Raw genomic sequence first — 26,759 nt, forward strand, 5'->3', positions numbered from 1 at the left:
TTTTGACATCACTGAAACCCGCGGACTAGAGCGGTTCATTCAGTTTGAGTTAAGTTTCGGCGGTTAACGTGTTCTGCGAGTGACTGATGAGTCGGCGTCCCGCTTTGTGGCTTTTGCAACTGTTCCACACGCCCGGCGTCGAACTGACCTGAAAGCTCCCCTGTATTTAATCAAGAGGATGAATCATGAGTGACCAGGATAAACAGCCGTTGGCTGCGTCGGCTTCAGCCCCTCAGGTGGCGGAAACCGCCGATGCAGCGCTTAAGCATATTGTTGACGGCTTTTTGCATTTCCATCACGACGTCTTTCCCCAACAGGAAGAACTCTTCAAGAAACTCGCCACGGCCCAAAGCCCACGAGCGATGTTCATTACGTGCGCCGACTCGCGCATCGTGCCCGAGCTGATCACCCAAAGCTCTCCGGGCGACCTGTTCGTGACGCGTAACGTCGGTAACGTGGTTCCGCCTTACGGCCAGATGAATGGCGGCGTTTCTACTGCCATCGAGTACGCCGTACTCGCCCTGGGCGTGCAGCACATCATTGTCTGCGGGCACTCTGATTGCGGCGCCATGCGCGCGGTACTCAACCCCGATAGCCTGGAGAAGATGCCGACGGTCAGGGCCTGGCTGCGGCACGCCGAGGTCGCCAAGGCCATGGTCCATGACAACTGCGACTGCGCCAACGAAGGCGAGAGCATGAAGGTGCTGACCGAAGAAAACGTCATCGCCCAGCTGCAACATTTGCGCACCCACCCTTCGGTGGCTTCGCGCATGGCCAATGGTCATTTGTTTATCCATGGTTGGATCTACAACATCGAGACCAGCGAAATCCGCGCCTACGATGCGGATCAGTCGACCTTCCTGCCGTTGGGCGGCGAAGGGCCGATTCCTTCAGCGACGCCTAAAGCGCGCTTCTAAAACACTTCCCTGCCGGGTTTAGCGGTGGCTGCCATGGATGCAGCCAGGCTTTACCGCGCCCGGCCAATGCCTCGGGAGAGTCATCATGCGTGCTGCTCAATTGAAAGCTGTATTGCCACGGGAGCTGCTCGCTTCGGTGGTTGTGTTTCTGGTCGCCCTGCCCTTGTGCATGGGTATTGCTATCGCCTCCGGCATGCCGCCGGCCAAAGGCCTGATTACCGGGATCATCGGTGGCTTGGTGGTGGGTTGGTTGGCGGGTTCACCGTTGCAGGTCAGTGGCCCGGCGGCGGGTTTGGCGGTGTTGGTGTTCGAACTGGTACGCCAGCACGGCATGCTGATGCTTGGGCCAATCCTGTTGCTGGCAGGCTTTCTGCAACTGGTCGCCGGGCGTTTGCGTCTGGGCTGCTGGTTCCGTGTTACGGCGCCGGCGGTGGTGTACGGCATGCTGGCAGGGATTGGCGTGCTGATCGTGCTGTCGCAGATCCACGTGATGCTCGACGGCGCGCCCAAACCTTCGGGGCTGGATAACCTGGCAGGCTTCCCTGCGGCGTTGGCTGAAGCGATCCCGACCCTGGGCGGCGGCCTGGGCTGGCAGGCGGGGTTGCTCGGTTTATCGACAATGCTGGTGATGTACACCTGGGACAAATTACGCCCGCAACGCCTGCGCTTTGTGCCGGGCGCCTTGTTGGGCGTGGGCCTGACCACCGTTGTCAGTTTGGTGCTGGCGTTGCAGGTCAAACGTGTGGAGGTGCCGGAAAATCTCGCCGATGCCATCGACTGGCTGCGTCCCAGCGACTTGCTGAACCTCGCTGATCCGCAACTGTTGATCGCCGCGTTCGCCGTAGCGTTTATCGCGAGTGCCGAGACCCTGCTCTCCGCTGCGGCGGTCGACCGCATGCACAGCGGTCAGCGTTCTGATTTTGACAGGGAATTGTCCGCTCAAGGTGTAGGCAACATGCTCTGCGGCCTGGTCGGCGCCTTGCCGATGACTGGCGTGATCGTACGCAGCTCGGCCAATGTGCAGGCCGGTGCAACTACGCGCTTGTCGGCGATGTTCCATGGCCTCTGGCTGCTGGGGTTCGTACTGTTGTTGTCGAGTGTGCTGCAGAGCATTCCGGTGGCGAGCCTGGCGGGTGTGCTGGTGTATACCGGGATCAAGCTGGTGGACATCAAGGCGTTCAAGGCGCTGGGGCGCTATGGGCGGATGCCAATGTTTACCTATGCGGCCACGGCGTTGGCGATCATCTTTACCGACCTGCTGACCGGCGTGCTGGTGGGCTTTGGGTTGACGTTGGTCAAGCTGGCGTTCAAGGCGTCACGGCTTAAAGTCAGCCTGATCGACTTGCCCCAGGTCGGTGAGATGGAGCTGCGCCTGGCGGGGGCTGCGACCTTCCTGAAAGTGCCGGCATTGACCCAAGTGCTGGCGACAGTGCCCGCTGGGACGACCTTGCACGTACCGCTGAACAACCTGAATTATATTGACCATTCTTGCCTGGAGTTACTGGAAGAATGGGGGCGAGCCAATGCGGCGAAGGGTTCGACGCTGGTGATCGAGGCGCGTGGGTTGAAGCGCCGGTTGGAAGGGCGGGTGCGAATGACGACGGGGATAGGTTCGGCGCCATCTGTGAGCTGACGAAACCGGATCAAAATGTGTGCGGGCTTGCTCGCGAAGGCGTGTCAGTCACCGGAAGTGTTGACTGAACCATAGCATTCGCGAGCAAGCCCGCTCCCACATGGGTTTTGTATTAGATCTAAGATCTAGGCCGGCTGATCCAACGCCAACTCAACCCCCAACTGCCGCGACAGGCACGGCCAGCGCTTCCACGCGGCCTCGGTGTTCGGGCTCTTGAGCGTTTCGCGGTAAGCCTCCACCGACTCCAGCGCAAAGCTCTCTTCGTTCAGCATCTCATCCACTGCTTGATGCACCGCCTCATCCAGTTGATTAGCGAATGTTTCGCCAATCAGTTGGTGGGCAATCACGTTAGCCACAGTGGTATCCGCCGGAATCAACGGCTGACCGAAATGCTTGATATACAGATCGTTGACCTCTTCCACCAGGCGATGGGCCAGGTAAGCCTCATCCAGCAGGCCGTCGAGCCCCTCGTGGCCTGCCAGGATCGCAGGCGGCTGCAGGAAGAAATGCTCGGCGATCTTCAGCACCGGCTTGATCTGGCTTTCGATACCGGCCTCGCGGGCTACGTCGTTGGCAGCGTCGAGCAAATCCGGGACGAGGTCGATGTAGGCGGTGACAAAGCGGGTCATGACAACGTTGCGATCACCGTCAGCCAGGGCAATGGCCGAATGCAGGTGCGGCAATTGTTTTTCCAGTTGCTGGGCAAGCTGGCCCGTGCTGGTTTCGTGTTGGTGGGCACGGGAAATCTGCTCGCGCAATGCGGCGGTGTTCATGAAGGCTCCAGTGATGCAGGTGTAGGAAAAGGGAGAGGATAAGGTAGCTCGTTTGTACGAGCGCCTCAGACGCATTTGTCATAATTATTTCATGGTTATGCGCAGGCGTTATATCGAATCGCGATAGCGCACCGCATAAACGATTCCGCAGCCTGTTTCATTAAGCCCAAGTGCCTCATTTCAGCTCATTTACCCCTACACATTGCGGGGTTGCAGAGCCTGTCTATACTCGGATTTGTACGCGATTAGCTGATGACGCCAGACTGCATAAGCAGGCAAGGCTAAGCGGTTGTAAGCAGTATGGAAGCCGCTCCCTTCGACGCAGGTGCAAACCGGCGGGATAACAAGAACGATAAGGGGAACCCGCAATGATGCGACATCCACACGTTTGGATGGGCCTCCTGTTGTGGTCAGTATTCGGCCAGGCACATGCCGCCTGGACAACGAATATGGCGCCAGGGGCGACAGAAGTCAGTCACGCTGTGTTCGACCTGCACATGACCATTTTCTGGATATGTGTGGTGATCGGCATCATCGTGTTTGGCGCGATGTTCTGGTCGATGATCGTTCATCGCCGGTCCACGGGCCAGGTCGCGGCGAAGTTCCACGAGAGCACCACCGTGGAGATCCTCTGGACCGTAGTGCCCTTGCTGATCCTGATCGCGATGGCCATTCCTGCGACCAAGACCCTCATCAATATCTACGACAGCAGTGAATCGGATATCGATATCCAGGTCACCGGCTACCAGTGGAAGTGGCATTACAAATACCTGGGCCAGGACGTGGAGTTCTTCAGCAACCTGGCCACGCCCGCCGAACAGATCCGCAACCAGGCGACCAAGGGCGAACATTACCTGCTGGAAGTCGACCAGCCGCTGGTGTTACCGGTGGGGGCCAAGGTGCGCTTCCTGGTGACGGCCGCGGACGTGATCCACTCGTGGTGGGTGCCGGCCTTTGCGGTCAAGCGCGACGCCATTCCCGGCTTCGTCAACGAGGCCTGGACGCGTGTCGAGAAGCCCGGCATCTACCGTGGCCAGTGCGCCGAACTGTGCGGCAAGGACCACGGCTTCATGCCCATCGTGGTCGAGGTCAAGTCCAAGGCCGATTACGAAACCTGGCTCGGCGAGCGCAAGGCAGAGGCCGCCAAGCTCAAGGAGCTGACCTCCAAAGAGTGGACCCTGGAAGAACTCGTGGCGCGTGGCGATAAGGTCTACCACACCACCTGCGTGGCGTGTCACCAGGCTGAAGGCCAAGGCCTGCCGCCGATGTTCCCGGCGCTCAAAGGCTCGAAAATCGCCATCGGCCCGAAAGACGGCCACCTGAGCATCGTCTATCACGGCAAGCCCGGCACCGCGATGGCCGCGTTCGGCAAGCAGCTCTCTGAAGTGGATATCGCCGCCGTGGTGACCTACGAGCGCAACGCGTGGGGCAACAACAAAGGCGACGTGGTCACGCCTAAAGACGTGCTGGCCATCAAGCAGGCGGAAAGCCAATGAACTCTTTCATGGCGTTTACCTCGACCTGCCCTGCCCACTTGCTCTCAGGAGAACGGCCATGAGCGCTGTGATTGATGACCATGGTCACGCTGACCATGCCCACGGCCCCGCCAAGGGTTTGATGCGCTGGGTGCTGACCACCAACCATAAAGACATTGGCACACTGTACCTGTGGTTCGCCTTCACCATGTTTCTGCTCGGCGGTTCGTTCGCCATGGTGATCCGTGCCGAACTGTTCCAGCCCGGCTTGCAGATTGTGGAGCCGGCGTTTTTCAACCAGATGACCACCATGCACGGGCTGATCATGGTGTTCGGCGCGGTCATGCCGGCGTTTGTCGGCCTGGCCAATTGGATGATTCCGCTGATGATCGGCGCGCCCGACATGGCCCTGCCGCGCATGAACAACTTCAGCTTCTGGCTGCTGCCGGCGGCATTCCTGCTGCTGGTATCGACCCTGTTCGCCCCCGGTGGTGGGCCGAATTTCGGCTGGACCTTCTACGCGCCGCTCTCCACCACCTATGCACCGGAAAGCGTGACGTTCTTTATCTTCGCCATTCACCTGATGGGCATCAGTTCGATCATGGGCGCCATCAACGTGGTCGCCACCATCCTCAATCTGCGCGCTCCAGGCATGACGTTGATGAAAATGCCGCTGTTCGTCTGGACCTGGCTGATCACCGCGTTCCTGTTGATCGCGGTAATGCCGGTGCTGGCAGGCTGCGTGACCATGATGCTGATGGATATCCACTTCGGCACCAGCTTCTTCAGTGCGGCCGGTGGCGGTGATCCAGTGCTGTTCCAGCATGTGTTCTGGTTCTTCGGCCATCCCGAGGTGTACATCATGATCCTGCCGGCGTTTGGTGCCGTGAGCTCGATCATCCCGACCTTTTCTCGCAAGCCACTGTTTGGCTACACCTCGATGGTCTACGCCACGGCGAGCATCGCATTCCTGTCGTTCATCGTATGGGCGCACCACATGTTCGTGGTCGGTATTCCGTTGGTGGGCGAGCTGTTCTTCATGTATGCCACGCTGCTGATCGCCGTGCCGACCGGGGTGAAGGTGTTCAACTGGGTCAGCACCATGTGGCAAGGCTCTCTGACGTTTGAGACGCCCATGCTGTTTGCGGTGGCCTTCGTAATCTTGTTCACCATCGGCGGGTTTTCCGGGCTGATGCTGGCGATTGCCCCGGCCGACTTCCAGTACCACGACACCTACTTCGTGGTGGCGCACTTCCATTACGTACTGGTGCCCGGCGCGATCTTCGGCATTTTTGCCTCGGCCTACTACTGGCTGCCGAAATGGACCGGCCACATGTACGACGAAACCCTGGGCAAGCTGCACTTCTGGCTGTCCTTCGTGGGCATGAACCTGGCGTTCTTCCCGATGCACTTCGTCGGGCTGGCGGGCATGCCGCGGCGGGTGCCGGACTACAACCTGCAGTTCGCCGACTTCAACATGGTCTCGTCGATTGGTGCCTTCATGTTCGGCGCCACGCAGATCTTCTTCCTGTTCATTGTGATCAAGTGCATCCGTGGCGGTACACCCGCACCGGCCAAGCCTTGGGATGGCGCCGAAGGCCTGGAGTGGAGCATCCCTTCGCCCGCGCCGTACCACACGTTCACTACGCCGCCGGAGGTCAAATGAACCTGACGCCGCAAATCCCCTGTGGGAGCGGGCTTTCTCGCGAAGACCGTGTGTCAGTCAGCCTCATCATTGGCTGTGAAACCGCATTCGCGAGCAAGCCCGCTCCCACATTGATCGCGTTCGTCTCAGGTGAGCATCATGGCTGACTCCGCTGCGCTCAAACGCCTGGTCACCCGCCTGCTGATCCTGGTGGTGGCGATGTTCGCCTTTGGCTTTGCGCTGGTGCCGATCTATGACGTGATGTGCAAGGCGTTCGGCATTAACGGCAAGACGGCCGGACAGTACGAGGGCTCGCAGGTGGTGGACGCCTCACGCCAGGTGCGGGTGCAGTTCTTGTCCACCAATGCCATCGACATGGTTTGGGATTTTTATGCCAAGGCTGACGAAGTGGTGGTCAACCCGGGCGCGGTGACCGAGATGCTGTTCGTGGCCTACAACCCTACCGACAAACCGATGACTGCCCAAGCCGTGCCGAGTATTTCGCCGGCTGAAGCGGCGATGTACTTCCACAAGACCGAGTGCTTTTGCTTCACCCAGCAAGTGCTGCAGCCAGGCCAGCGCATTGAGATGCCGGTGCGCTTCATTGTCGACCGCGACATGCCCAAGGATGTGAAGCATCTGACCCTGGCGTACACGCTGTTTGACATCACTGCGCGCCAACCGCCCGTGGCTGTCCATACCGGCGGCTAGCTACTGTTTGCCCGCTCAATCAGGAGAGCGAATACATGTCGACTCATGATACGTACTACGTACCAGCGCAAAGCAAATGGCCGATAATTGCCACCTTTGGCCTGTTGATCACTGTGTATGGCTTGGGTGTGTGGTTTAACGACTTGAAGGCGGCGCGCCCGGAATCCTACGGCCCGTGGATCTTTTTCGTCGGTGGCCTACTGTTGGCCTACATGATGTTTGGCTGGTTCGGCGCGGTGATCAAGGAAAGCCGCGCCGGTTTGTACAGTTCGCAGATGGACCGCTCGTTCCGATGGGGCATGAGCTGGTTCATCTTTTCCGAAGTGATGTTTTTTATCGCGTTCTTCGGTGCGCTGTTTTACGTGCGGCACATGTCCGGCCCGTGGCTGGGCGGGGAAGGCCACAAGGGCATCGCGCATATGCTGTGGCCGAACTTCGAATTTGCCTGGCCTTTGCTCAACAACCCAGACCCGAAAATGTATCCGGCGCCGGAAGGCACCATCAGTCCTTGGGGCCTGCCACTGGTCAATACCATTCTGCTCGTGAGTTCCAGCGTGACCATCACCATCGCCCACCATGCCTTGCGCAAAGGCCATCGCGGCGCGCTGAAGATTTGGCTGGCGATCACCGTGCTGCTGGGCCTTGCATTTCTTGGGTTCCAGGCCGAGGAATATATCCACGCTTATAAAGAGTTGGGGCTCACGCTCGGTTCGGGCGTGTACGGCGCGACCTTCTTCATGCTCACCGGCTTTCATGGTGCGCACGTCACCATCGGCACCATCATTCTGTTCGTGATGCTGATGCGCATCCTGAAGGGGCATTTCAATGCCGAGCACCAGTTCGGCTTCGAAGCGGCGAGTTGGTATTGGCACTTTGTGGACGTGGTGTGGATCGGGCTGTTTTTCTTCGTCTATGTGCTGTGAGGCGCCTTACCACGGCGCATGAGAAACCAGCTGGCCGCTAAAAAAGCCCCAGGCGATCAGCGCCACGGTGATCACGGCCAGTACCACGCGCACGGTCAGGGCAGTGACGAGGCGGTTGGAGTTGCCCTCGTCCTTGACCAGATAGAACAAGCCACTGAACAGGCTCACGACAGTCGCGATCAGCATCAGGGCAATAGCGGCTTTGAGCATGGTCTGGCTCCAATTGGATGGGCGGGCAATGAAAACAAGTATAGCCAGCGCCATAAAAAGCTTTCGCCCCGGGATTGCGCCGACGCTGGTGGTGTTGGTGCTGCTGCGGTTGATGGTGGGCCTGGGGTTCTGGCAATTGTCCCGAGGCCATGAAAAACAGCTGATGGTGGACAGTTATGCCGAGCGGCGCGCGGCTGATCCGATCAGCAGTGCACAGCTTAACGAACTGGCTGACCCGGCTTTTCGTCGTGTGCGCCTGCGCGGGCAATTCGACGCCGAACACAGTGTGTTTCTCGATAACCGCCTGCGTGACGGCAAGGCCGGCGTAGAGCTGCTGCAACCCTTCCACGACCAGGCCAGCGGCCTGTGGCTCTTGCTCAATCGCGGCTGGCTGCCTTGGCCGGATCGGCGCACGCCGCCCGTCTTTGCCACCCCTGAGCAGCCCTTGAACCTGGATGCCTGGGTTTACGTCGCCCCCGGCGAAACCTTCCAACTGCATGCTGACCCGACGAGCGCGCAATGGCCGCGCTTGCTGACCGCCCTGCATCCGGCCGCGCTGTGGGCTGAACTGGGGCGCAGTGGTTTCGCCTACGAGCTACGGGCCGAAGCAGGCCCCGGCACCTACGAAACCACCTGGCCCATCGTGGCCATGGGGCCCGAAAAACACCTGGCTTATGCCGTGCAGTGGTTCGCCATGTCGCTGGCCCTGCTGGCGCTTTACCTCTACCTCGGATGGCACAACAAAAAGGAGAAGCCCCATGGGAGCGGCCATGAATCCACTCAACATGTCTGACGTGCCTGATCGGCGCAAAGGCCGTTGGCAGCTGTTGCTGATCCTGATGATGGTAATCGGCCCGATGGCGCTGGCGACCTTCATGTACAAATTGCAGTTCTGGGTGCCGGAAAGCCGCAGCTACCATGGCGAGATAATCGGCAACGGCCAGACCCGCGCCGATATTGGCGTGCAAGCTGATGAACAGCGTTGGCAACTGCTGGTCACCGCGCCCGCTGCCTGTGCCGCAGATTGCCAGCAACTGGTGTACCTCGCGCGCCAGTTGCAGATCGGCCTCGGCCGCGACGCCTCCCGTGCCAGCCACGCCTTGGCCAGTGCGCAGCCGGTCACCACCGACTACGAGGCCAAGCTCAAGGCGCAATATCCGCAACTGCAGCGTTACCCGCTGGACCTGGCGACCTTCACCAAGGACGCCGGCGCGCCGGGCGATGCACAGCTGTGGATCGTCGATCCCCACGGCAACCTGGTGCTGCGCTATGACGCCAAGGTCAAGGGCAAGGACGTGCTCAACGACCTGCGCCATCTGCTGAAACTGTCGAATATCGGATAAGGGCATCGTCATGGCCAAACCTGGATTTCGCCTCGCGTTGTTTGCCACCTTGCTGGCGCTGATCGTCGTGCTGCTGGGCGCTTATACCCGCCTGACCCATGCTGGACTGGGGTGCCCGGACTGGCCCGGCTGTTACGGTTTTATCAGCGTGCCGCAAAGCGAGACTCAGCTGGCCCATGCCGAACTGCATTTCCCCGATACACCGGTTGAGGCGGACAAGGGCTGGAGCGAGATGATTCACCGCTACTTCGCAGGCACTTTGGGCCTACTGATCTTGCTGCTCGCGGCGCGCTCGTGGAGCCATCGGCGTGATCCCGGTCAGCCGGTGAAATTGCCGCTGTTTCTATTGGCGGTAGTGTTTGCACAGGCGGCGTTTGGCATGTGGACGGTCACGTTGAAGCTGTGGCCGCAGGTGGTGACGGGGCATTTGCTCGGGGGCTTTGCGACCTTGAGCCTGCTGTTTCTGCTGACCCTGCGATTGTCGGGCGTGCTGCCTGCGTTGATTGTCCCCAAGCGCCTGCAATATTGGGCGACGGCAGGCTTGGTGCTGGTGATCGGGCAGATTGCGCTGGGCGGCTGGGTCAGCTCCAACTACGCGGCCGTGGCCTGTGTTGATCTGCCAACGTGCCATGGCGAATGGTGGCCGGCGGCGGATTTTGCCAATGGCTTTCATCTTACCCAGCATATTGGCCCTAATTACCTTGGCGGGCAGTTGGACAGCGAAGCGCGCACGGCTATTCACTTGACCCACCGCATCGGCGCCGTGATCGTCAGCCTGGTATTGCTTGGCCTGGCCTGGCAACTGCGCGCGGTCGGCATGACGCGGCTAGCGGGTTTGTTGCTGATCGCCCTGGCTGCACAAATCTGCCTGGGCCTGAGCAATGTGGCGTTCGGGCTGCCGCTGGCAATAGCTGTAGGCCATAACGCAGGAGGCGCCGTGTTGTTGCTGAGCCTGGTGCTGGTCAATTACCACGCCCGCACCAGCCTGGTCCGGGTGCGTAATCAACGGCCGTTCGGCTGGCGTTTTATCCCGCGCAAACACGTATCGGGCCTCATCACCCTTAAAGGAGAGATGCCATGGCGACCTTGAGCGGCGCGCGTCACGGCCAGGCGATCTGGCGTGACTACCTGGAGCTGACCAAGCCGAAAGTGGTGGTGCTGATGCTTATCACCTCGCTGGTGGGGATGTTTCTCGCAACGCGCGCGGGTGTGCCGTGGACAGTGCTGGTGTTCGGCAACCTGGGCATTGCCCTGTGTGCCGGTGGCGCGGCGGTGGTGAACCACGTGGTGGACCGGCGGATTGATGCGGTGATGGCGCGCACCCATAAGCGGCCGCTGGCGCAGGGGCGTGTGTCGCCGTTGGCTGCTTTGGCCTTTGCATTGTTCCTGGCTGTTGCGGGATTGGCGCTATTGCTGGCCTTTACCAACCCATTGGCGGCATGGCTGACCTTGGCTTCGCTGCTGGGGTACGCAGTGATTTACACCGGTTTCCTGAAGCGTGCGACGCCTCAAAATATCGTCATCGGCGGCCTCGCCGGTGCTGCGCCGCCATTATTGGGCTGGGTCGCTGTCACCGGCCATGTCAGTGCCGAACCGCTGCTGCTGGTGCTGATCATCTTCGCCTGGACCCCGCCGCACTTCTGGGCGCTGGCCATCCACCGCAAGGAGGAATACGCCAAGGCCGATATCCCCATGCTGCCGGTCACCCATGGCGAGCACTACACCAAGGTGCACATCCTGCTCTATACCTTCGCCCTGCTGGCGGTGAGCCTGATGCCCTATGTGATCCATATGAGCGGCGTGTTGTACCTTGCGTGCGCGCTGATATTGGGCGGGCGCTTTCTGCAATGGGCCTGGGTGTTGTACCGTGGCGCTCGGCCGCACGCGGCGATCAACACGTTCAAGTACTCTATCTGGTACTTGCTGCTGCTGTTCATCGCCCTGCTCGTAGACCACTACCTACTGTTGAACCTATGACTCGAACTCAAAAAACTGTCTTCATCCTGGTGGCCCTGGTGGCATTGATCATGGGCCTGACCGTCAACAAAGTGCTCTCGGGCAAAGGCCAGGGCGACCCCACCGCTTTGATCGACGCCGGTATCATCCTGCTGCCGCAAAGCCGCCAGCTACCGCCGGTGACCATGACCAATCAGGAAGGCCAACCGGTGCAGGTTAATGAGTTGAAGGGCAAGTGGAGCCTGCTGTTCTTCGGCTACACCTTTTGCCCGGACATCTGTCCGACGACCCTCGCCCAGCTGCGCCAGATCAAAAGCGAACTGCCCAAGGACGTTGTGGATAAGTTGCAGGTGATCCTGGTCAGCGTCGACCCGCACCGCGACACGCCGACTCAGCTCAAGCAGTACCTGGGCTACTTCGACCCGCAGTTCCAGGGCCTGACCGGCGCGAATGTGGAGGATGTGCAGAAGGTTTCAAATGCGGTGAGCATTCCGTTCATTCCGGCGGATACCAGCAAGCCGAACTACACCGTCGACCACAGCGGCAACCTGGCGCTGATCGGACCGGATGGGACGCAGCGTGGGTTTATCCGGGCGCCGTTGAACAATCAGAAGCTGGTGGTGCAACTGCCGGTGTTGCTACAGCGCAAATAGGCCGGACGCCAACCCAGCCAACACCATAAAACAAATGTGGGAGTGGGCTTGCTCGCGAATGCGGGGTATCAGTCGACGAAGATGTTGACTGGTCCACCGCATTCGCGAGCAAGCCCGCTCCCACATTTTTTGATCTCCAGTGTTTGGGAGATCGAGTCAGGTCAGAACGCCGGCTTGATCGCGCCTTTGTACTTCTCTTCGATGAATTTCTTCACTTCAGGCGTGTGCAGGGCTGCGACCAGCTTCTTCACGGCGTCCGAGTCTTTGTTGTCTTCGCGGGTGACCAGGATGTTCACGTAAGGCGAGTCGCTGCCTTCGATGACCAGCGCGTCCTTGGACGGGTCCAGCTTGGCTTCCAGCGCGTAGTTCGTGTTGATCAGCGCCAGGTCAACCTGGGTCAGCACGCGCGGCAGGGTGGCGGCTTCGAGTTCGCGAAACTTCAGGTTTTTCGGGTTGGCGGTGATGTCTTTGATGGTCGACAGGATGTCTGTCGGATCCTTCAGGGTGATCAGGTTGTGCTTGGCCAGCAGCAACAGCGCACGGCCGCCGTTGGTGGCGTCGTTCGGGATCACCACGTTGGCACCATCAGGCAACTCGTCCAGTTTTTTGTATTTGCTGGAGTAAGCGCCCAGGGGTTCCAGGTGTACACCGGCTACGCTCACCAGGTGAGTGCCCTTGGTTTTGTTGAACTCATCCAGGTACGGCTGATGCTGGAAGAAGTTGGCGTCCAGGCGCTTTTCAGCCACCTGTACGTTCGGCTGCACGTAGTCGGTGAAGACTTTGACCTGCAGGTCCACGCCTTCTTTAGCCAGGGCAGGTTTCACGAATTCCAGGATTTCCGCGTGCGGGACCGGCGAAGCGGCGACCGTAATGGTCTCGGCGTGGGCGGAAAACGCGGCAACGGCGGCGAAAGCAACCAGTAGTTTTTTCATCCAGCAAGCTCCTTGTTCGGGCATAGCCGGCGGGGGCCGGCAATGGCCGTTATTTTCGAGAATAGTGCGTCACCAGCTTATCGCCGATGGTCTGCAGAATTTGTACCAGCACAATCAACATCACCACGGTGACGACCATGACGTCGTCCTGAAAACGCTGGTATCCATAACGAATGGCCAGGTCACCCAAGCCTCCGGCGCCCACTACACCGGCCATCGCGGTGTAGCCTACCAGTGCGATCGCAGTGACTGTGATTGCAGCAATGATACCGGGCTTAGCCTCCGGCAAAAGCGCCTTGATGATGATCTGCCGGGTGGTGGCGCCCATTGCTTGAGTCGCCTCGATGATGCCGCGGTCCACTTCGCGTAGGGCGGTTTCCACCAGCCGTGCGAAGAACGTCGAAGCTCCTACCACCAGCGGTGGAATGGCCCCGGCCACGCCAAGCGATGTGCCTGTGATAAAGATCGTCGTAGGGATCATCACAATCAGCAGAATGATAAATGGCAGAGAGCGTATGGCGTTGACCACGAATGCCAGTACTGCGTAGGTGTTCTTCTGCTCCAGCAACTGTCGAGGGCTGAAGAGAAACAGCAGAACGCCCAGCGGCAGGCCCACCAGCACGGTGAACAGCAGCGAGGTACTGAGCATCAGCATGGTGTCGCCGGTGGCAACCCAGATGTCAGCCCAGTCAACTTTGTCGAAGTAATGCAGTAAAACGTCCATTAGCGCAGGACCTCCATGTGCACATCGGCTGCGGTGAAGCGGGCGAAGGCCGCTTCCATGTCACCGCCGGTAATGGCCAGGGTCAATTGCCCGTAGGGAATGTCTTTGATGCGGTCGATACGCCCGGCAAGGATGCTGTAGTCCACACCCGTTTCGCGGGCGACGGTACCCAGCAACGGCGCGTAGGTCGATTCACCCTGGAACGTCAGGCGCACGATGCGGCCTGGGACGTGGGCGAAATCATCGCGCTGTTCACCTTCGTCGACCTGCTCGGATTCTTGTACGAAGCGCTTGGTGGTCGGGTGCTTGGGGTGCAGGAACACATCGGAGACCGAGCCTTGCTCGACGATCACGCCGGCGTCCATTACCGCCACCTGGTCGCAGACGCGGCGGATCACGTCCATTTCATGGGTGATCAGCACGATGGTCAGCTTCAACTCGCGGTTGATCTCGGCCAGCAGTTGCAACACCGAAGCGGTGGTTTGCGGGTCGAGGGCGCTGGTGGCTTCGTCGCACAGCAGGATCTTTGGCTTGGTCGCCAAGGCACGAGCGATGCCGACGCGTTGCTTCTGGCCGCCGGACAACTGCGCCGGGTACTTCTTGGCGTGGTCTGACAGGCCGACACGGGCGAGCAATTCGGCGACGCGCTGGTCGATTTCCTTGCGCGACAATTCGCCGGCCAGGGTCAGAGGCAGCGCCACGTTGTCGGCAACGGTCTTGGACGCGAGCAGGTTGAAGTGCTGGAAGATCATCCCGACCTGCTGGCGGAAACGGCGCAGGCCGTTGGCGTCCAGGGCGGTGACTTCTTCGCCATCAACCGTGATCTGGCCGCCACTCGGTTCTTCCAGGCGGTTGATCAGGCGCAGCAGTGTGCTTTTGCCTGCACCGGAGTGGCCAATCAGGCCGAACACCTGGCCGTTTTCGACACTCAGGCTGGTGGCATGCAGTGCGGGAATATCCTTACCGGCGACGCGGTAGGTTTTATGGACGTTATGAAACTCGATCACGTAGCGAACCTTGTGGGGCGCATGGAAAAGGGATCAGCGGTTAGCCGGGCGCGCATTTTAGCCTGTCCGTATAGCGTTTCTTAGCATTTATTTCGCATTCAACCAGCGATTTGGCAATAACGCGATCAAAGGTCATAAAAAAGGAACGGCCCAAAACCTCATCAGTCACTACTTAAGCAACGCGATATCCCAGGTGCCGTGCCTGGGGTTTTTGCTCAAACGAGCCGGGGATCGCTCTGGCCACTTTGAATAAGGAGTTTTGTCTGATGAGTACCAAGAAGCCAGCCACCCCGTCGAAGAGTGAGCTCGCGGGCACCGATACCCTGGACCGTGGCAACACCAACGCCAAGCTGCAGGCCTTGGAGGAATTCCGTTCCGATGCGACCGGCCAGGCCCTGCGTACCAACCAAGGCGTCAAGATTTCCGATAACCAGAACACGTTGAAAGTCGGCTCCCGTGGCCCGTCGCTGCTGGAAGACTTCATCATGCGTGAAAAAATCACGCACTTTGACCATGAGCGCATCCCGGAGCGCATCGTGCATGCCCGTGGCACTGGCGCTCATGGCTATTTCCAGACGTATGAGAACCATTCGGCGCTGACCAAGGCCGGGTTCCTGCGTGACCCAGGCCACAAGACGCCGGTATTTACCCGGTTTTCGACTGTGCAGGGGCCGCGCGGCTCTGGCGATACGGTGCGAGATGTACGGGGTTTTGCCGTGAAGTTCTTCACCGAAGAAGGCAACTTCGACCTGGTGGGCAACAACATGCCGGTGTTTTTCATTCAGGACGCGATCAAGTTCCCTGACTTTGTGCACGCCGTTAAGCCAGAGCCTCACAACGAGATTCCTACAGGCGGCTCGGCTCACGATACGTTCTGGGACTTCGTCTCGTTGCAGCCTGAATCTGCCCACATGGTGATCTGGGCAATGTCTGACCGCGCCATTCCAAAAAGCCTGCGCAGCATGCAGGGTTTTGGTGTGCACACCTTCCGCTTGGTGAATGCTGAGGGTAAATCCAACTTCGTCAAATTCCACTGGCGTCCTACCGCGGGTACTTGCTCGCTGGTGTGGGATGAAGCGCAAAAGCTCGCCGGTAAAGACACCGACTACCACCGCCGCGATCTCTGGGAAGCCATTGAGATGGGCGATTACCCTGAGTGGGAATTGGGCGTGCAGGTGATTCCTGAGGATAAGGAGCATGCGTTTGACTTCGACATTCTCGACCCGACCAAGCTGATTCCTGAGGAGCTGGTGCCGATCACCCCGCTGGGCAAAATGGTGCTGAACCGTAATCCGGACAACTTCTTCGCTGAAGTCGAGCAGGTCGCGTTCTGCCCCGGGCATATCGTGCCGGGTATCGACTTCTCTAATGATCCATTGCTGCAAGGTCGGCTGTTTTCGTACACCGATACACAGATCAGCCGACTGGGTGGCCCGAACTTTCACCAGTTGCCGATCAACCAGCCGGTCGTGCCGTTCCATAACAACCAGCGCGATGCCATGCACCGCACCACCATTGATAAAGGTCGTGCGGCTTACGAGCCAAACTCGATCGATGGCGGCTGGCCGAAAGAAACCCCGCCAGCGGCGCAGGATGGCGGCTTCGAGACGTACCCAGAGCGCATCGACGCCCACAAGATCCGTGAGCGCAGCGAGTCGTTCGGCGATCACTTCTCTCAGGCCCGCCTGTTCTTCCGCAGCATGAGCAAGCACGAGCAGGAGCACATCATTGCGGCCTACAGCTTTGAGCTGGGTAAGGTTGAGCGTGAGTTTATTCGTGCGCGCCAGGTCAATGAGATCCTGGCCAACATCGACTTGGAACTGGCCAAGCGCGTGGCGCATAACCTGGGGCTGCCAGCACCGACCAAAGGTACTGTGCCTGAGCGCCAAACCAAGCCGGAACGTTCGCCAGCGTTGAGCCAGGCGAACTTGCTGCCGGGTGATATCAAAACCCGCAAGGTGGCGATCCTGGCGGCGAATGGTGTGGACGGCGTGGCGATTGACGCGTTGAAGAAGGCACTCGCAGCGCAAGGCGCACATGCCAAGCTGCTGGGGCCGACGTCAGCGCCGGTGAAGACGGCTGATGGCAAGAGCCTGCCAGTCGACGCGTCGATGGAGGGTATGCCGTCCATTGCGTTTGATGCGGTGTTTATCCCGGGTGGGAAAGAGTCGGTGAAGGCGCTGAGCGGCGACGGCGTGGCACTGCATTACGTGTTGGAGGCGTACAAGCACCTGAAGGCGATTGCGGTGGCCAGTGACGTGAAGCCTTTGCTGGATCTGCTGAAGCTGGAGGCGGATGCGGGGTTGATCGTGGGGTCGGATGCCAAAGCGTTCAAGGCATTCTTTGCTGCGATTGGCCAGCATCGGGTTTGGGATCGTGAGGTGAAGGCGAAGGCGATTCCGGCTTAAGTCATCTGTTGTTTGTTAGATCGCTATCGCGGGCAAGCCCGCTCCCCCACTTGAAGTGTTCACCGTTCAAATGTGGGAGCGGGCTTGCCCGCGATGCGTTTAGTCCGCTTTGCGCGGAATCAACACAACTTGCGCCGGAATGTGCTTCAGAATCTGCCGGTGAATCTTCAGGTCATACCCCGAATCAATACGCTTCACCCGTTTGGTCAGTAACGTGGCCAGCCACGGGTAATCCTCGGTGCGCGGCGCCTGGATGCTCACGTCGCACTGGTAATTCACGACGTCGGTGGCGATTGCATCCAGCTGATGGCGCAGTGCTTCGATGTCGGTGAGGTTCAGTGCCACGGTGGTGCTTGGCGCTGCCGGGTCGATGACCTTGGCGGCGGGCTGAGTTTCAGCGGCTTTCAGGGCGGCTTCGGCTTTATCCAGCTCGGCTTTGCGGGCGTGGCTGATGGCGCTGTTAACGCCGCCAGTGAGTGCCGGTGCCTTTGGCATCAGCGCACGCGCTCGGCTTAGCGCAGTGGCAGCTGCGTTGACGTCACCTTTTTGCAACACTATCTGGCTGCGCTGCAGGTAGGCCTCGGCCAATTGGCGTTGGTAGCCCTCAAGCGTCGGGTCGTTGGGCGACTGGGCTTGCAGGGTGGCCAACTGATCTTCGGCGGTAGCCAGCTCGCTGCTGGCCAGGTTTTGCTCCAGTTGCGTGATGGCCACAGCACGTGCGTCCTGTGCCTGTGGGGCGGCGGGCGGTGTGCTTTGACAGGCGCCCAGCAGCAGGGAAAATGCGGCAAGGAGCAGATATCGGGCGGTGAACGGCTTCATTCCTGCGACTCTCTATTTGCGCAAAAAGCGAGCAAGTCTACACCCCTCGACGGGGCAGGACAAAACTCAGCAGAAACAGGGCGGCGGCCGTGACCACAATCGATGGCCCGGCAGGCGTGTCCTTGAACCAGGACAGCGCCAAGCCCCCGCACACTGCAAACACCCCCAACAGGCTGGCGCCGATCGCCATTTGCTCCGGCGAACGGGCATGGCGCTGAGCGGCGGCGGCGGGAATGATCAGCAGCGATGTGATCAACAATACGCCGACAATCTTCATCGCGACAGCAATCACCACGGCGATCAGCAACATCAGGGCCATGCGCAGCGCGGGTACGGGCAAACCCTCCACCCTGGCCAGCTCTTCATGCACGGTGATCGCCAGCAATGGGCGCCACAGGGCCACCAGCAACACCAGCACGGTCGCGCTGCCGCCGAGGATCCAGGTCAGGTCAGTGGGGCTGATCGCCAGCAGATCGCCGAACAGATAGGCCATGAGGTCGATGCGCACTTCGTGCATAAAGCTCAGCACCACCAGGCCCAAAGACAGGGTGCTTGGTGCCAGGATGCCCAACAGGGTGTCGGAGGCCAGTGGCTGGCGCTGTTGCAGGGTCACCAGCAGCACCGCCAGGAGCAGGCAGCCTACGGTCACCGCGATGGTCGGGCTTACATCGAGCAAAAAGCCCATGGCCACGCCCAGCAACGCGGCATGCGACAAGGTGTCGCCGAAATACGCCATGCGCCGCCAGACCACGAAGGAGCCCAACGGGCCTGCAACCAGTGCCAAAGCCAAGCCTGCCAGCAGGGCGTAGAGCAGAAAATCAGCCATGCTTGCAGCTATCTCCATGAACGTGAGGGGTAGAAGGATCGTCCACGACCGCGCCATGCAGGTCATGCGCGTGGTCGTGGTGGTGGTGATAGATCGCCAGGCTCTGCGCGTTTTTGCCGAACAGCTCGACGAACGCCGGGTCGCCGCTGACCTGCTCCGGGTGGCCGGAGCAGCACACGTGCCGATTGAGGCAGACCACCTGGTCGGTGGTGCTCATCACCAAGTGCAAGTCGTGGGACACCATCAGCACGCCGCAGCCATGGCGGTCGCGCAGGCGCGTGATCAGGCTGTACAGCTCGGCTTGGCCGGCGACGTCGACGCCTTGCACGGGTTCATCCAGTACCAGCAGTTCCGGCTCTCGCAACAAGGCGCGGGCCAGCAGCACGCGCTGCATTTCGCCGCCGGAGATACTTTGTACCGGGCTGTCGATCACCTGTTCGGCGCCGACCTCCTTGAGCGCAGCCTGCGCGCGGGCTCGGTCCACGCCCGGCACCAGGCGAAGGAATCGCAACACCGAGAGTGGCAGCGTCGCGTCGACGTGCAGCTTCTGCGGCATGTAGCCGACGCGTAGCTTCGGCTTGCGCCAGACGCTGCCGGTGTCGGGCTTGAGCAGGCCGAGCACGGCGCGCACCAGCGTGGTCTTGCCGGCGCCGTTAGGGCCGATCAGGGTGACGATCTGCCCCGGCTCCACGCTCAGTGCGATGTTATCCAGCACGTGTTGCCCGGCGAACGTGACCCCGACCTGTTCCAGGCGGATTAACGCATTGCTCATCAAGCCCCCTGGCAGCCCGAGCACAGGCCGACTACTTCGACCGTTTGCCCTTCGACCGTAAAGCCGACATCGGCAGCGCTGCTGATAATGGCGTCGCTGATGCTTTTTTGTTCAAGTTCGATGGCGGCATGGCACGCGCGGCAGATCAGGAATTGACCTTGATGCGCGTGTTCCGGGTGGTTGCAGCCAACAAAGGCGTTGAGCGAGGCAATGCGGTGCACCAAGCCGTTTTCCAGCAGGAAATCCAGCGCACGGTAGACCGTGGGTGGCGCTGCACGGCGGCCGTCCTGCTCACTGAGCACCCCGAGAATGTCGTAGGCACCCAGCGGCTTGTGGCTCTGCCACACCAGTTCCAGTACCCGCCGACGCAAGGCGGTCAGGCGCAACCCCTTTTGTGCGCAGAGGGTATCGGCCTCCGACAGCGCGGTATGCACGCAGTGGGAGTGATCGTGGGGACGGCTGGCAAGCGGTGTAATAGGCATGAGCGGCGACAGACATTTGATAGAGACGTTATTATGTTACCCGTTCCTACGCCATTGAGTGGTCATCGTGTCCCGACTTTTTCCCGTTTTTATCGTATTTGTCACCAGTTTGTTCATCAATGGCGCCGCTCAGGCCGAGGTCAAGGTGCTGACCAGCATCAAGCCATTGCAGTTGATAGCCGCGGCTGTGCAGGACGGCGTGGCGGTACCGGAGGTGTTGCTGCCGCCGGGTGCGTCGCCGCATAACTACGCGCTGCGTCCATCCGACGTACGGCGCGTGCAGTCGGTGGACCTGCTGTACTGGATCGGTCCGGATATGGAGAGTTTCCTGCCGCGCGTGCTGAAAGGTCGTACGGCAACAACGGTGGCGGTGCAGGATCTTCCGGGTATGAAGCTGCGGCGCTTCGCCGAAGATAGCCACTCCCATAGCGACGATGCCGACGAACATGATCATGATCACCGCCCAGGCAGCCTGGATTCGCACTTGTGGCTGTCGACCGTGAATGCTCGTGTGATTGCGGCGCGCATGGCTGCTGATCTGGCGGCCGCAGACCCGGCCAATGCCGTGCGTTACCAGGGTAATGTGAAAGCCTTTGATGAGCGCCTGGATGTTTTGGATGCTCGCCTGAAAGCCCGCCTGGCGCCGGTTGGCGGCAAACCTTACTTCGTGTTCCACGAAGCCTTCGATTACTTCGAAGACGCTTATGGGCTCAAACATGCCGGTGTGTTCAGTGTCGCCGCTGAAGTGCAGCCCGGCGCCCAGCACGTAGCGGCGATGCGTACGCGTTTGCAGGAAGTGGGTAAGACCTGCGTGTTCAGCGAGCCGCCGTTGCGTCCGCGTTTGGCTGAAACGCTGGTGGCGGGCTTGCCGGTGAAGCTGGCGGAGTTGGATGCGTTGGGCGGGTATACCCCGGCTACGGCTCAGGGTTATGAGCAGGTGTTGGAAAAGTTGGGGAATGACTTGGCTGGGTGCCTGGAGTCGTTGTAACAGACCGCGCAGGTCTAATGTGGGAGCAGGCAAGCCAGCTCCCACATTGACCGAGTTGGGGCTTTAGAGGGCGAACGGCAGTTGGATCGTGACCTGCTGGCGTTGTGCCAAGCGATACTCGAACTCCGCCGGGTCATGGATCAACACATCCTGCCCTGCAAACGACTCGGCGGCGATCAGGCGTGACAGCCAGAACCGCACGCACGCCACCCGCAACATCGTCGGCCACAGTTCGGCTTCCTTGGCGGTGAACGGTCGCAGGCCGGCATAGGCGCCGAGCAGCGCACGGGCGCGTTGCCCGTCAATCACGCCGTCGGCATCCGAGCACCAGTCATTCAGGGCGATCGCCACGTCGTACAGCATCGGCCCGGAGCAGGCGTTGTAGAAGTCGATCAGGCCTGTGAGGTGCGTGCCTTCGAACATCGCGTTGTCGCGGAACAGGTCGGCGTGGACGTTGGCGCGCGGCAGGGCGAGGATCTGGATCTTGTGGGCTTCGATTTCCGTCAGTGCAGCTTTCAGCAGGTGTTGCTGTGCGTCATTCAGGTGCGAGATCAGTTGCGTGCCTTCAGTCAGCATCCAATCCAGGCCACGATCGGTCTTGCGTTCCAGCACCTTTTCGCCTTGAGTCGCTAGGTGCAGGTGGCCAAGCAGGTCGCCGACCTGGGTACAGTGCTGGGCGTTGGCGTCCTTGATGTGCTTGCCGGCCAGGCGCGGTTGCAGCAGTGCCGGTTTGCCTTTCAGCTCGCGCAGTGCCACGCCGTCGGTTGTACGCAGGGCATAAGGCACGGGTAGGTCAGCGTCGTGGAGCACGTCGAGCAGTTCGATGAAGAACGGCATTTCTGCGACCGGGCCGCGCTCAACCAGTGTCAGGACATACTCGCCCCGCTCAAGGCTGACAAAGAAATTGGTGTTTTCACTACCGGCGGCAATCCCCTGGAAATCAATCAGGCGGCCGAGCCCGTAAGGGGCGAGAAAGGTTTCCAGCTCGGGCCGAGCCAGGGGGGTGAACACAGACATGGTTAAAACTGCCAGTACGGGCGCCGCTGTGCGCGGCGCCAATTTAAGTTAAGAAATCACTTCCATTCGAAGATCTTCCATGACGGGATCAGCATATCCGGCTGGTCAGAGCGGATGAAGTTCGCATCGGTTCCGTCCGCGCGCACCAGGAAATACGGAGGCGCCCCTTTCGGAGTGACCTTGATTGCGTACAGGAACCCGTTCTGACGGTACTCCTGGATGGTCTTGTCGCCTTCCGTGCGAATGGTCACTTGCGGATCACCCCCAGGCGCATCGTCTGCCGCCATGGCAGCCAACGGAGTGAGTGAAATCAAGCCGGTCAACAGCAGGCGATTAAATGTACGCATGATAACCTTGTCCCTTTGTCGTCATTGGTCTGGCTATTCTAGCGCCTGACCCGCCGAAAAGGTTGATTCTGCTCATGAGCCAAGCACCCCTCGTCCTGGTGGACGGTTCTTCTTATCTGTACCGCGCTTTTCATGCGCTGCCACCGCTGACCACCTCCAAAGGCCTGCCGACTGGTGCGGTCAAGGGCGTGTTGAACATGCTCAAAAGCCTGCGCAGGCAGTACCCGGACAGCCCGTTCGCGGTGGTGTTCGACGCCAAGGGTGGGACCTTTCGCGATGACATGTACGCCGAATACAAGGCCAATCGCCCCAGCATGCCTGATGACATGCGCCTGCAAATCGAGCCATTGCATCAAAGCGTGATCGCGCTGGGCTTCCCGCTGCTATGCGTCGAAGGCGTCGAGGCCGATGACGTGATCGGCACCCTGGCCCGCAGCAGCGCCGCCGCTGACCGCCCGGTGGTGATTTCGACCGGTGACAAGGACATGGCGCAATTGGTGGACGGCCACATTACCTTGGTCAATACCATGACCGGTAGTGCGATGGATATCGAGGGCGTAAAGGAGAAATTCGGCGTCGCACCGGAGCAGATCATCGACTATCTGGCGTTGATGGGCGATTCGTCCGACAACATTCCGGGTGTTCCTGGTATCGGTCCTAAGACCGCGTCCGGCTTGCTTGTCGGTGTGAACGGCGGCCTTAAAGAGCTTTATGAGCAGTTGGATATCGTGCCGACCCTGCCTATCCGTGGCGCGAAGACGCTGCCGGCCAAGCTGGAAGAGCATCGAGAGATGGCGTTCCTTTCCTACCAACTGGCGACGATCAAGATTGATGTGCCACTGGATGTGGGCCTGGATGATCTGCACCTGATCGAACCGGACCGTGAAAAACTGCTGGAGCTGTATACGCTGCTGGAGTTCAAGAGCTGGATTGACGAGATCCAGCGCGACGCCAAACGAGTGGAGCTCAAGGCTGCTCCTGTTGTTGAAGCAGTCGTTGAACCCGTGGCGCCAGCGCAGACCACCTACACCACCATCCTCGACCAGGCGACCTTCGATAGCTGGTTGAAAAAGCTCAACGACGCGAAGTTGTTCGCCTTCGACACCGAAACCACCGGCATCGACGCCCAACGGGCACAGTTGGTCGGTGTTTCCTTCGCCGTGCAGCCCCATGAAGCCGCCTACATCCCGCTGACCCACGCCTATGTCGGCGTGCCTGAGCAGTTGGACCGTGACACCGTGCTGCTGGCCCTGAAACCGTTGCTGGAAGACCCGACCAAGCTCAAGGTCGGCCAGCACGCCAAGTTCGACATGAATATCCTGGCCAACTGCGCCATCGGCGGCGACCCCGCACACGGCATTACGGTGCGGGGCATCGCCTTTGACACCATGCTCGAATCCTATGTGTTAAACGCCACCGCAACCCGGCATGACATGGACAGCCTGGCGAAGAAGTACCTGGATTACGACACTGTCAGTTTCCAGGACATCGCCGGCAGGGGCGCCAAGCAGCTCACCTTCAACCAGATCGCATTGGAGCAGGCCGGCCCTTATGCGGCTGAAGATGCCGATGTGACCTTGCGCCTGCATCAGGAGCTGTTCGCGCAACTGTCAGCAATCCCGAGCCTGGTGAGTGTGCTCAAGGATATCGAGATTCCGTTGGTACCGGTGCTGGCCCGTATCGAGCGCCAGGGTGCGCTGGTGGACAAGGAGCTGCTGGGTATCCAGAGCATCGAACTGGGCAACAAGATGGTCGAACTGGAGCGCGAGGCGTTCGAGATCGCCGGCGAGGAATTCAACTTGGGTTCGCCCAAGCAGCTCGGCGCGATCCTTTACGAAAAACTCGGCCTGCCGGTGTTGAAAAAAACCGGTAAGGGCCAGGCGTCGACTGCCGAAGAAGTGCTGGCCAAGCTGGCCGAAGATGACTATCCGCTGCCCAAGGTGCTGATGCAGTACCGCAGCATGAGCAAGCTGAAAAGCACTTACACCGATCGCTTGCCGGAACAGATCAACCCGCGCACCGGGCGGATCCACACGTCCTATCACCAGGCCGTGGCGGCTACCGGGCGCTTGTCCTCGAGTGACCCGAATCTGCAGAATATTCCGGTGCGCACCGCCGAAGGGCGGCGGATTCGCCAGGCGTTTGTTGCGCCTAAGGGCTACAAACTGCTGGCGGCGGACTATTCGCAAATCGAGCTGCGGATCATGGCGCACCTGTCGAAGGACGAAGGGTTGATGAACGCCTTCCGTCACAACCTCGACGTGCACACGGCGACGGCCGCCGAGGTGTTCAAGGTTGAGCTGGGTGAGGTTACGTCTGACCAGCGCCGCAGCGCGAAGGCGATCAACTTCGGTTTGATCTATGGCATGGGCGCGCAGAAGCTTGGCAAGGATATCGGCGTCGATACCAAGACGGCCAAAGCGTACATCGATGTGTACTTCGCCCGTTATCCCGGGGTTCGCGAGTACATGGAGCGCACCCGCGCCCAGGCTTCCGACCAGGGTTACGTCGAAACCTTCTTCGGGCGCCGGCTGTATTTGCCGGATATCCATTCCAACAAGCCACAGGAGCGCGCGGCGGCAGAACGCACCGCGATCAACGCGCCAATGCAGGGCACGGCGGCGGATATCATCAAGAAAGCCATGGTGCTGGTGGACAATTGGCTGACCGATTCGGGCCTGGATGCCAGGGTCATCCTGCAGGTGCACGATGAATTGGTGCTGGAAGTGCGTGAGGACTTGGTGGCCGAAGTCAGCGAGAGGATCCGTGAGCACATGAGTGCGGCTGCTCAGTTGGATGTGCCACTGCTGGTGGAAGTAGGTGTGGGCGATAACTGGGACGAAGCGCACTGATTACGAGGCTTTGCCACCACCTTGGGTGGTGGCACAGTGCTTTAGTCCGGAAGTCGCTGTCAGTTATTTCCAATAGTTTTGAGCCTGCCGGAACTTAACCTGTGAACTGCCACTCAGAGTTACTGAATGGGTGGTGAAGCCCTTCAATGCTCCTATGTTGTGTTAAGTGTTGGCAGATATCTGGGCCTCGCCCTAGCGGTCCGGAACTTGAACCCCGAACTTCCCCTCCCCATACGAAGTCCGGGGTTTTTTTTGCCTGCAGAAAAGTTACTCCGCGATTTCCGCGCCCTTGTCGGCCAATTCCATCCAGCCGGCCAGCACGGTGTAGGCGTCTTCCAGGCCCATACGCTTCGGCGCCGAGAACAGTTGGATAGTGATCGCGTCACCCCAGCCTTTACGGATTTCGGCCTGCACTTTGAGCAGGGTGTTCTTGGCGGCGCCGTAGGTCAGTTTGTCTGCCTTGGTCAGCAGGATATGCATCGGCATGCCGCTGGCAACAGCCCAATCGAGCATCAACAGGTCGAAATCGGTCATCGGATGGCGGATGTCCATCATCAAAATCAAACCCTTCAAGCTCTCGCGGCCACCCAGATAAGCCTCGAGGTGACGCTGCCAGTGCAGCTTCAGCGGGATGGGTACTTTTGCGTAACCGTAGCCCGGAAGGTCGACCAGACGCCGATCATCGTCTAGCTTGAAGAAGTTGAGGAGTTGCGTGCGGCCCGGGGTTTTCGAGGTACGTGCCAGGCTGGCGTGAGTCAGGGTGTTCAGTGCGCTGGATTTACCGGCGTTGGAACGACCGGCAAAGGCGACTTCAAAGCCTTCGTCATCGGGGCATTGGTCAACTTTGGCGGCGCTGAGCATGAACGTGGACTGTTGGCACAGGCCGAGGATGGGATTCTTGAGTTGCATGAGATTTCCGATGTGGGCGATGCCGAGAAAGGGTGCGGCAAGCGGTGTCGTTTCCGTTTCAGTAGCGCCAGTATATAATGCCGCAGATTTTGTGTGTGCTTTGTCCCAGCGAAGGACGAAGTTCACGGGAGCGAAAGACCTTTATTGCGCATTAGAACGCAAAACGCTCTCAAACCCTGAATGGTCGACGTCTGACCAAGTGGTTGCGCGCTGTCGGTGTCCTGGTCCCGCTTTAGGGTGCTCAGGCTACACAGGATCCGGAAGCGGTGTACAACCGAGTTTACGTGGTCACGCGGGTGCAACACGTGACCCAGGGTTTCAAGGCAATGCCGCCGCGTGGTTTGTGCATGGACTGCAGTACTGAGGATTACCAGGCCATCATTGAGTTGATGGTGAGTAAACCCGGTTGATAACTCTTAAACCCTTAGCCGTAGTTG

General features: G+C 59.9%; 26 protein-coding genes and 2 pseudogenes. 16 read left to right on the top strand and 12 right to left on the bottom strand.

The features are described 5' to 3' along the window. Nucleotides 1-185: 185 nt before the first annotated feature. Together AACY36_RS13620 and AACY36_RS13625 are read left to right on the top strand one after the other, a co-directional pair. A complete protein-coding gene (locus AACY36_RS13620) occupies nt 186-917 on the top strand; it encodes a carbonic anhydrase (RefSeq protein WP_339419217.1) in 732 nt (243 codons plus the stop codon). 85 nt (nt 918-1,002) lie between these two features. After that, the gene (locus tag AACY36_RS13625; RefSeq protein WP_339419215.1) at nt 1,003-2,550 is read left to right on the top strand and encodes a SulP family inorganic anion transporter; all 1,548 of its coding nucleotides are present in this window, start codon (nt 1,003-1,005) and stop codon (nt 2,548-2,550) included. A gap of 125 nt (nt 2,551-2,675) precedes the next feature. Here the strand turns inward: AACY36_RS13625 and AACY36_RS13630 are convergent, their stop codons facing one another. Beyond that, a complete protein-coding gene (locus tag AACY36_RS13630) occupies nt 2,676-3,323 on the bottom strand; it encodes a hypothetical protein (protein WP_339419213.1) in 648 nt (215 codons plus the stop codon). Nucleotides 3,324-3,691: 368 nt separating this feature from the next. On the opposite strand from AACY36_RS13630, the gene coxB reads away from it, so the two are divergent. The 4 genes from coxB (at nt 3,692) to AACY36_RS13650 (ending at nt 8,077) form a co-directional block, all read left to right on the top strand. Continuing rightward, a complete protein-coding gene (gene coxB, locus AACY36_RS13635) occupies nt 3,692-4,819 on the top strand; it encodes a cytochrome c oxidase subunit II (RefSeq protein ID WP_339497234.1) in 1,128 nt (375 codons plus the stop codon). 58 nt (nt 4,820-4,877) lie between these two features. Further along, on the top strand, nt 4,878-6,464 hold the full coding sequence (gene ctaD / locus AACY36_RS13640) for a cytochrome c oxidase subunit I (protein ID WP_065875623.1): 1,587 nt from the start codon (nt 4,878-4,880) through the stop codon (nt 6,462-6,464). A gap of 138 nt (nt 6,465-6,602) precedes the next feature. Beyond that, nucleotides 6,603-7,154, top strand: a complete 552-nt coding sequence (locus tag AACY36_RS13645) for a cytochrome c oxidase assembly protein (RefSeq protein WP_339419209.1) — start codon at nt 6,603-6,605, stop codon at nt 7,152-7,154. Nucleotides 7,155-7,189: 35 nt separating this feature from the next. Further along, nucleotides 7,190-8,077, top strand: coding sequence for a cytochrome c oxidase subunit 3 (locus AACY36_RS13650; protein ID WP_339436881.1), 888 nt, complete (start codon nt 7,190-7,192; stop codon nt 8,075-8,077). A gap of 6 nt (nt 8,078-8,083) precedes the next feature. Here AACY36_RS13650 and AACY36_RS13655 read toward each other — a convergent pair whose 3' ends face one another. Beyond that, nucleotides 8,084-8,287 carry a twin transmembrane helix small protein gene (locus AACY36_RS13655; protein ID WP_339427752.1) on the bottom strand — a complete coding sequence of 68 codons (204 nt, stop codon included), beginning with the start codon at nt 8,285-8,287 and terminating at the stop codon, nt 8,084-8,086. A 28-nt stretch (nt 8,288-8,315) separates the two neighbouring features. On the opposite strand from AACY36_RS13655, the gene AACY36_RS13660 reads away from it, so the two are divergent. The 5 genes from AACY36_RS13660 to AACY36_RS13680 are packed head-to-tail and all read left to right on the top strand — an operon-like array spanning nt 8,316 to nt 12,239. Then, nucleotides 8,316-9,080 carry an SURF1 family protein gene (locus AACY36_RS13660; RefSeq protein WP_339497236.1) on the top strand — a complete coding sequence of 255 codons (765 nt, stop codon included), beginning with the start codon at nt 8,316-8,318 and terminating at the stop codon, nt 9,078-9,080. Beyond that, entirely contained in the window at nt 9,046-9,630 is a 585-nt protein-coding gene (locus tag AACY36_RS13665; RefSeq protein WP_339419203.1) for a hypothetical protein, read from the top strand. Before AACY36_RS13660 ends, AACY36_RS13665 begins: the two co-directional genes overlap by 35 nt. A 10-nt stretch (nt 9,631-9,640) precedes the next feature. After that, a complete protein-coding gene (locus tag AACY36_RS13670; protein ID WP_339419202.1) occupies nt 9,641-10,720 on the top strand; it encodes a COX15/CtaA family protein in 1,080 nt (359 codons plus the stop codon). Next, entirely contained in the window at nt 10,708-11,607 is a 900-nt protein-coding gene (gene cyoE / locus AACY36_RS13675) for a heme o synthase (protein ID WP_339419201.1), read from the top strand. The genes AACY36_RS13670 and cyoE overlap by 13 nt, the downstream gene beginning before the upstream one ends. After that, nucleotides 11,604-12,239: an SCO family protein gene (locus AACY36_RS13680; protein WP_339419199.1), complete on the top strand. Its 636-nt coding sequence runs from the start codon at nt 11,604-11,606 to the stop codon at nt 12,237-12,239. The genes cyoE and AACY36_RS13680 overlap by 4 nt, the downstream gene beginning before the upstream one ends. Before the next feature lie 161 nt (nt 12,240-12,400). On the opposite strand, the gene AACY36_RS13685 is transcribed toward AACY36_RS13680, so the two are convergent. From AACY36_RS13685 to AACY36_RS13695, 3 genes are read right to left on the bottom strand one after another with little or no spacing between them, the layout of a single operon-like run. Continuing rightward, the gene (locus AACY36_RS13685) at nt 12,401-13,171 is read right to left on the bottom strand and encodes a MetQ/NlpA family ABC transporter substrate-binding protein (RefSeq protein ID WP_339419198.1); all 771 of its coding nucleotides are present in this window, start codon (nt 13,169-13,171) and stop codon (nt 12,401-12,403) included. A 49-nt stretch (nt 13,172-13,220) separates the two neighbouring features. After that, nucleotides 13,221-13,895: a methionine ABC transporter permease gene (locus AACY36_RS13690; RefSeq protein ID WP_339419197.1), complete on the bottom strand. Its 675-nt coding sequence runs from the start codon at nt 13,893-13,895 to the stop codon at nt 13,221-13,223. Further along, entirely contained in the window at nt 13,895-14,902 is a 1,008-nt protein-coding gene (locus tag AACY36_RS13695) for a methionine ABC transporter ATP-binding protein (RefSeq protein ID WP_339419196.1), read from the bottom strand. The genes AACY36_RS13690 and AACY36_RS13695 overlap by 1 nt, the downstream gene beginning before the upstream one ends. A 245-nt stretch (nt 14,903-15,147) precedes the next feature. Between AACY36_RS13695 and katE the strand changes: the two genes are divergently transcribed. Next, nucleotides 15,148-17,310, top strand: a complete 2,163-nt coding sequence (gene katE / locus AACY36_RS13700; RefSeq protein ID WP_370467901.1) for a catalase HPII — start codon at nt 15,148-15,150, stop codon at nt 17,308-17,310. Between the two features lie 99 nt (nt 17,311-17,409). Here katE and AACY36_RS13705 read toward each other — a convergent pair whose 3' ends face one another. From AACY36_RS13705 to zur, 4 genes are read right to left on the bottom strand one after another with little or no spacing between them, the layout of a single operon-like run. Then, entirely contained in the window at nt 17,410-18,129 is a 720-nt protein-coding gene (locus AACY36_RS13705; RefSeq protein ID WP_339419193.1) for a PA5502 family lipoprotein, read from the bottom strand. Nucleotides 18,130-18,166: 37 nt separating this feature from the next. Then, nucleotides 18,167-18,955, bottom strand: coding sequence for a zinc ABC transporter permease subunit ZnuB (gene znuB / locus AACY36_RS13710; protein WP_339427756.1), 789 nt, complete (start codon nt 18,953-18,955; stop codon nt 18,167-18,169). Next, complete coding sequence (gene znuC, locus AACY36_RS13715; RefSeq protein ID WP_339427757.1) at nt 18,948-19,727, bottom strand: zinc ABC transporter ATP-binding protein ZnuC; 780 nt, start codon at nt 19,725-19,727, stop codon at nt 18,948-18,950. Before znuC ends, znuB begins: the two co-directional genes overlap by 8 nt. Then, nucleotides 19,727-20,209 (bottom strand): zinc uptake transcriptional repressor Zur, encoded by a 483-nt coding sequence (zur, locus tag AACY36_RS13720; protein WP_065875637.1) that lies wholly within the window; start codon nt 20,207-20,209, stop codon nt 19,727-19,729. The genes znuC and zur overlap by 1 nt, the downstream gene beginning before the upstream one ends. 58 nt (nt 20,210-20,267) lie before the next feature. Between zur and AACY36_RS13725 the strand changes: the two genes are divergently transcribed. Then, nucleotides 20,268-21,197, top strand: a complete 930-nt coding sequence (locus tag AACY36_RS13725) for a zinc ABC transporter substrate-binding protein (RefSeq protein WP_339419187.1) — start codon at nt 20,268-20,270, stop codon at nt 21,195-21,197. 63 nt (nt 21,198-21,260) lie between these two features. On the opposite strand, the gene AACY36_RS13730 is transcribed toward AACY36_RS13725, so the two are convergent. Then, nucleotides 21,261-22,214, bottom strand: coding sequence for a homoserine kinase (locus tag AACY36_RS13730; RefSeq protein ID WP_339419186.1), 954 nt, complete (start codon nt 22,212-22,214; stop codon nt 21,261-21,263). A gap of 56 nt (nt 22,215-22,270) precedes the next feature. Then, nucleotides 22,271-22,561 (bottom strand): DUF2782 domain-containing protein, encoded by a 291-nt coding sequence (locus AACY36_RS13735; RefSeq protein WP_339419185.1) that lies wholly within the window; start codon nt 22,559-22,561, stop codon nt 22,271-22,273. A 74-nt stretch (nt 22,562-22,635) separates the two neighbouring features. Here AACY36_RS13735 and polA point away from each other — a divergent pair, with 74 nt between their 5' ends. Continuing rightward, nucleotides 22,636-25,413, top strand: coding sequence for a DNA polymerase I (polA, locus tag AACY36_RS13740; RefSeq protein WP_339427758.1), 2,778 nt, complete (start codon nt 22,636-22,638; stop codon nt 25,411-25,413). A gap of 267 nt (nt 25,414-25,680) precedes the next feature. Here the strand turns inward: polA and yihA are convergent, their stop codons facing one another. Then, nucleotides 25,681-26,322, bottom strand: a complete 642-nt coding sequence (yihA, locus tag AACY36_RS13745) for a ribosome biogenesis GTP-binding protein YihA/YsxC (RefSeq protein ID WP_032862650.1) — start codon at nt 26,320-26,322, stop codon at nt 25,681-25,683. A 191-nt stretch (nt 26,323-26,513) separates the two neighbouring features. On the opposite strand from yihA, the pseudogene AACY36_RS28290 reads away from it, so the two are divergent. Continuing rightward, nucleotides 26,514-26,603 (top strand): annotated as a pseudogene (locus tag AACY36_RS28290) (cytochrome); the annotation flags it as partial. Between the two features lie 9 nt (nt 26,604-26,612). Then, nucleotides 26,613-26,732, top strand: a pseudogene (locus tag AACY36_RS28295) (c-type cytochrome); the annotation flags it as partial. Nucleotides 26,733-26,759: the final 27 nt, after the last annotated feature.

It is taken from the genome of Pseudomonas sp. EA_15y_Pfl1_P101, assembly GCF_963970835.1.
GTDB classification, from domain to species: Bacteria; Pseudomonadota; Gammaproteobacteria; order Pseudomonadales; family Pseudomonadaceae; genus Aquipseudomonas; species Aquipseudomonas tritici.

What these genes read in the sequence shown, in the direction of transcription:
- AACY36_RS13670 (WP_339419202.1), top strand. Translation starts at nt 9,641, where the DNA reads ATGGCCAAACCTGGATTTCGCCTCGCGTTGTTTGCCACCTTGCTGGCG.
- AACY36_RS13645 (WP_339419209.1), top strand. Translation starts at nt 6,603, where the DNA reads ATGGCTGACTCCGCTGCGCTCAAACGCCTGGTCACCCGCCTGCTGATC.
- AACY36_RS13735 (WP_339419185.1), bottom strand. Translation starts at nt 22,561, where the DNA reads ATGCGTACATTTAATCGCCTGCTGTTGACCGGCTTGATTTCACTCACT.
- polA (WP_339427758.1), top strand. Translation starts at nt 22,636, where the DNA reads ATGAGCCAAGCACCCCTCGTCCTGGTGGACGGTTCTTCTTATCTGTAC.
- ctaD (WP_065875623.1), top strand. Translation starts at nt 4,878, where the DNA reads ATGAGCGCTGTGATTGATGACCATGGTCACGCTGACCATGCCCACGGC.
- AACY36_RS13705 (WP_339419193.1), bottom strand. Translation starts at nt 18,129, where the DNA reads ATGAAGCCGTTCACCGCCCGATATCTGCTCCTTGCCGCATTTTCCCTG.
- AACY36_RS13650 (WP_339436881.1), top strand. Translation starts at nt 7,190, where the DNA reads ATGTCGACTCATGATACGTACTACGTACCAGCGCAAAGCAAATGGCCG.
- AACY36_RS13620 (WP_339419217.1), top strand. Translation starts at nt 186, where the DNA reads ATGAGTGACCAGGATAAACAGCCGTTGGCTGCGTCGGCTTCAGCCCCT.
- yihA (WP_032862650.1), bottom strand. Translation starts at nt 26,322, where the DNA reads ATGCAACTCAAGAATCCCATCCTCGGCCTGTGCCAACAGTCCACGTTC.
- AACY36_RS13660 (WP_339497236.1), top strand. Translation starts at nt 8,316, where the DNA reads ATGAAAACAAGTATAGCCAGCGCCATAAAAAGCTTTCGCCCCGGGATT.
- AACY36_RS13685 (WP_339419198.1), bottom strand. Translation starts at nt 13,171, where the DNA reads ATGAAAAAACTACTGGTTGCTTTCGCCGCCGTTGCCGCGTTTTCCGCC.
- znuB (WP_339427756.1), bottom strand. Translation starts at nt 18,955, where the DNA reads ATGGCTGATTTTCTGCTCTACGCCCTGCTGGCAGGCTTGGCTTTGGCA.
- AACY36_RS13630 (WP_339419213.1), bottom strand. Translation starts at nt 3,323, where the DNA reads ATGAACACCGCCGCATTGCGCGAGCAGATTTCCCGTGCCCACCAACAC.
- cyoE (WP_339419201.1), top strand. Translation starts at nt 10,708, where the DNA reads ATGGCGACCTTGAGCGGCGCGCGTCACGGCCAGGCGATCTGGCGTGAC.
- zur (WP_065875637.1), bottom strand. Translation starts at nt 20,209, where the DNA reads ATGCCTATTACACCGCTTGCCAGCCGTCCCCACGATCACTCCCACTGC.
- AACY36_RS13655 (WP_339427752.1), bottom strand. Translation starts at nt 8,287, where the DNA reads ATGCTCAAAGCCGCTATTGCCCTGATGCTGATCGCGACTGTCGTGAGC.
- AACY36_RS13625 (WP_339419215.1), top strand. Translation starts at nt 1,003, where the DNA reads ATGCGTGCTGCTCAATTGAAAGCTGTATTGCCACGGGAGCTGCTCGCT.
- AACY36_RS13680 (WP_339419199.1), top strand. Translation starts at nt 11,604, where the DNA reads ATGACTCGAACTCAAAAAACTGTCTTCATCCTGGTGGCCCTGGTGGCA.
- AACY36_RS13730 (WP_339419186.1), bottom strand. Translation starts at nt 22,214, where the DNA reads ATGTCTGTGTTCACCCCCCTGGCTCGGCCCGAGCTGGAAACCTTTCTC.
- znuC (WP_339427757.1), bottom strand. Translation starts at nt 19,727, where the DNA reads ATGAGCAATGCGTTAATCCGCCTGGAACAGGTCGGGGTCACGTTCGCC.
- coxB (WP_339497234.1), top strand. Translation starts at nt 3,692, where the DNA reads ATGATGCGACATCCACACGTTTGGATGGGCCTCCTGTTGTGGTCAGTA.
- AACY36_RS13665 (WP_339419203.1), top strand. Translation starts at nt 9,046, where the DNA reads ATGGGAGCGGCCATGAATCCACTCAACATGTCTGACGTGCCTGATCGG.
- AACY36_RS13690 (WP_339419197.1), bottom strand. Translation starts at nt 13,895, where the DNA reads ATGGACGTTTTACTGCATTACTTCGACAAAGTTGACTGGGCTGACATC.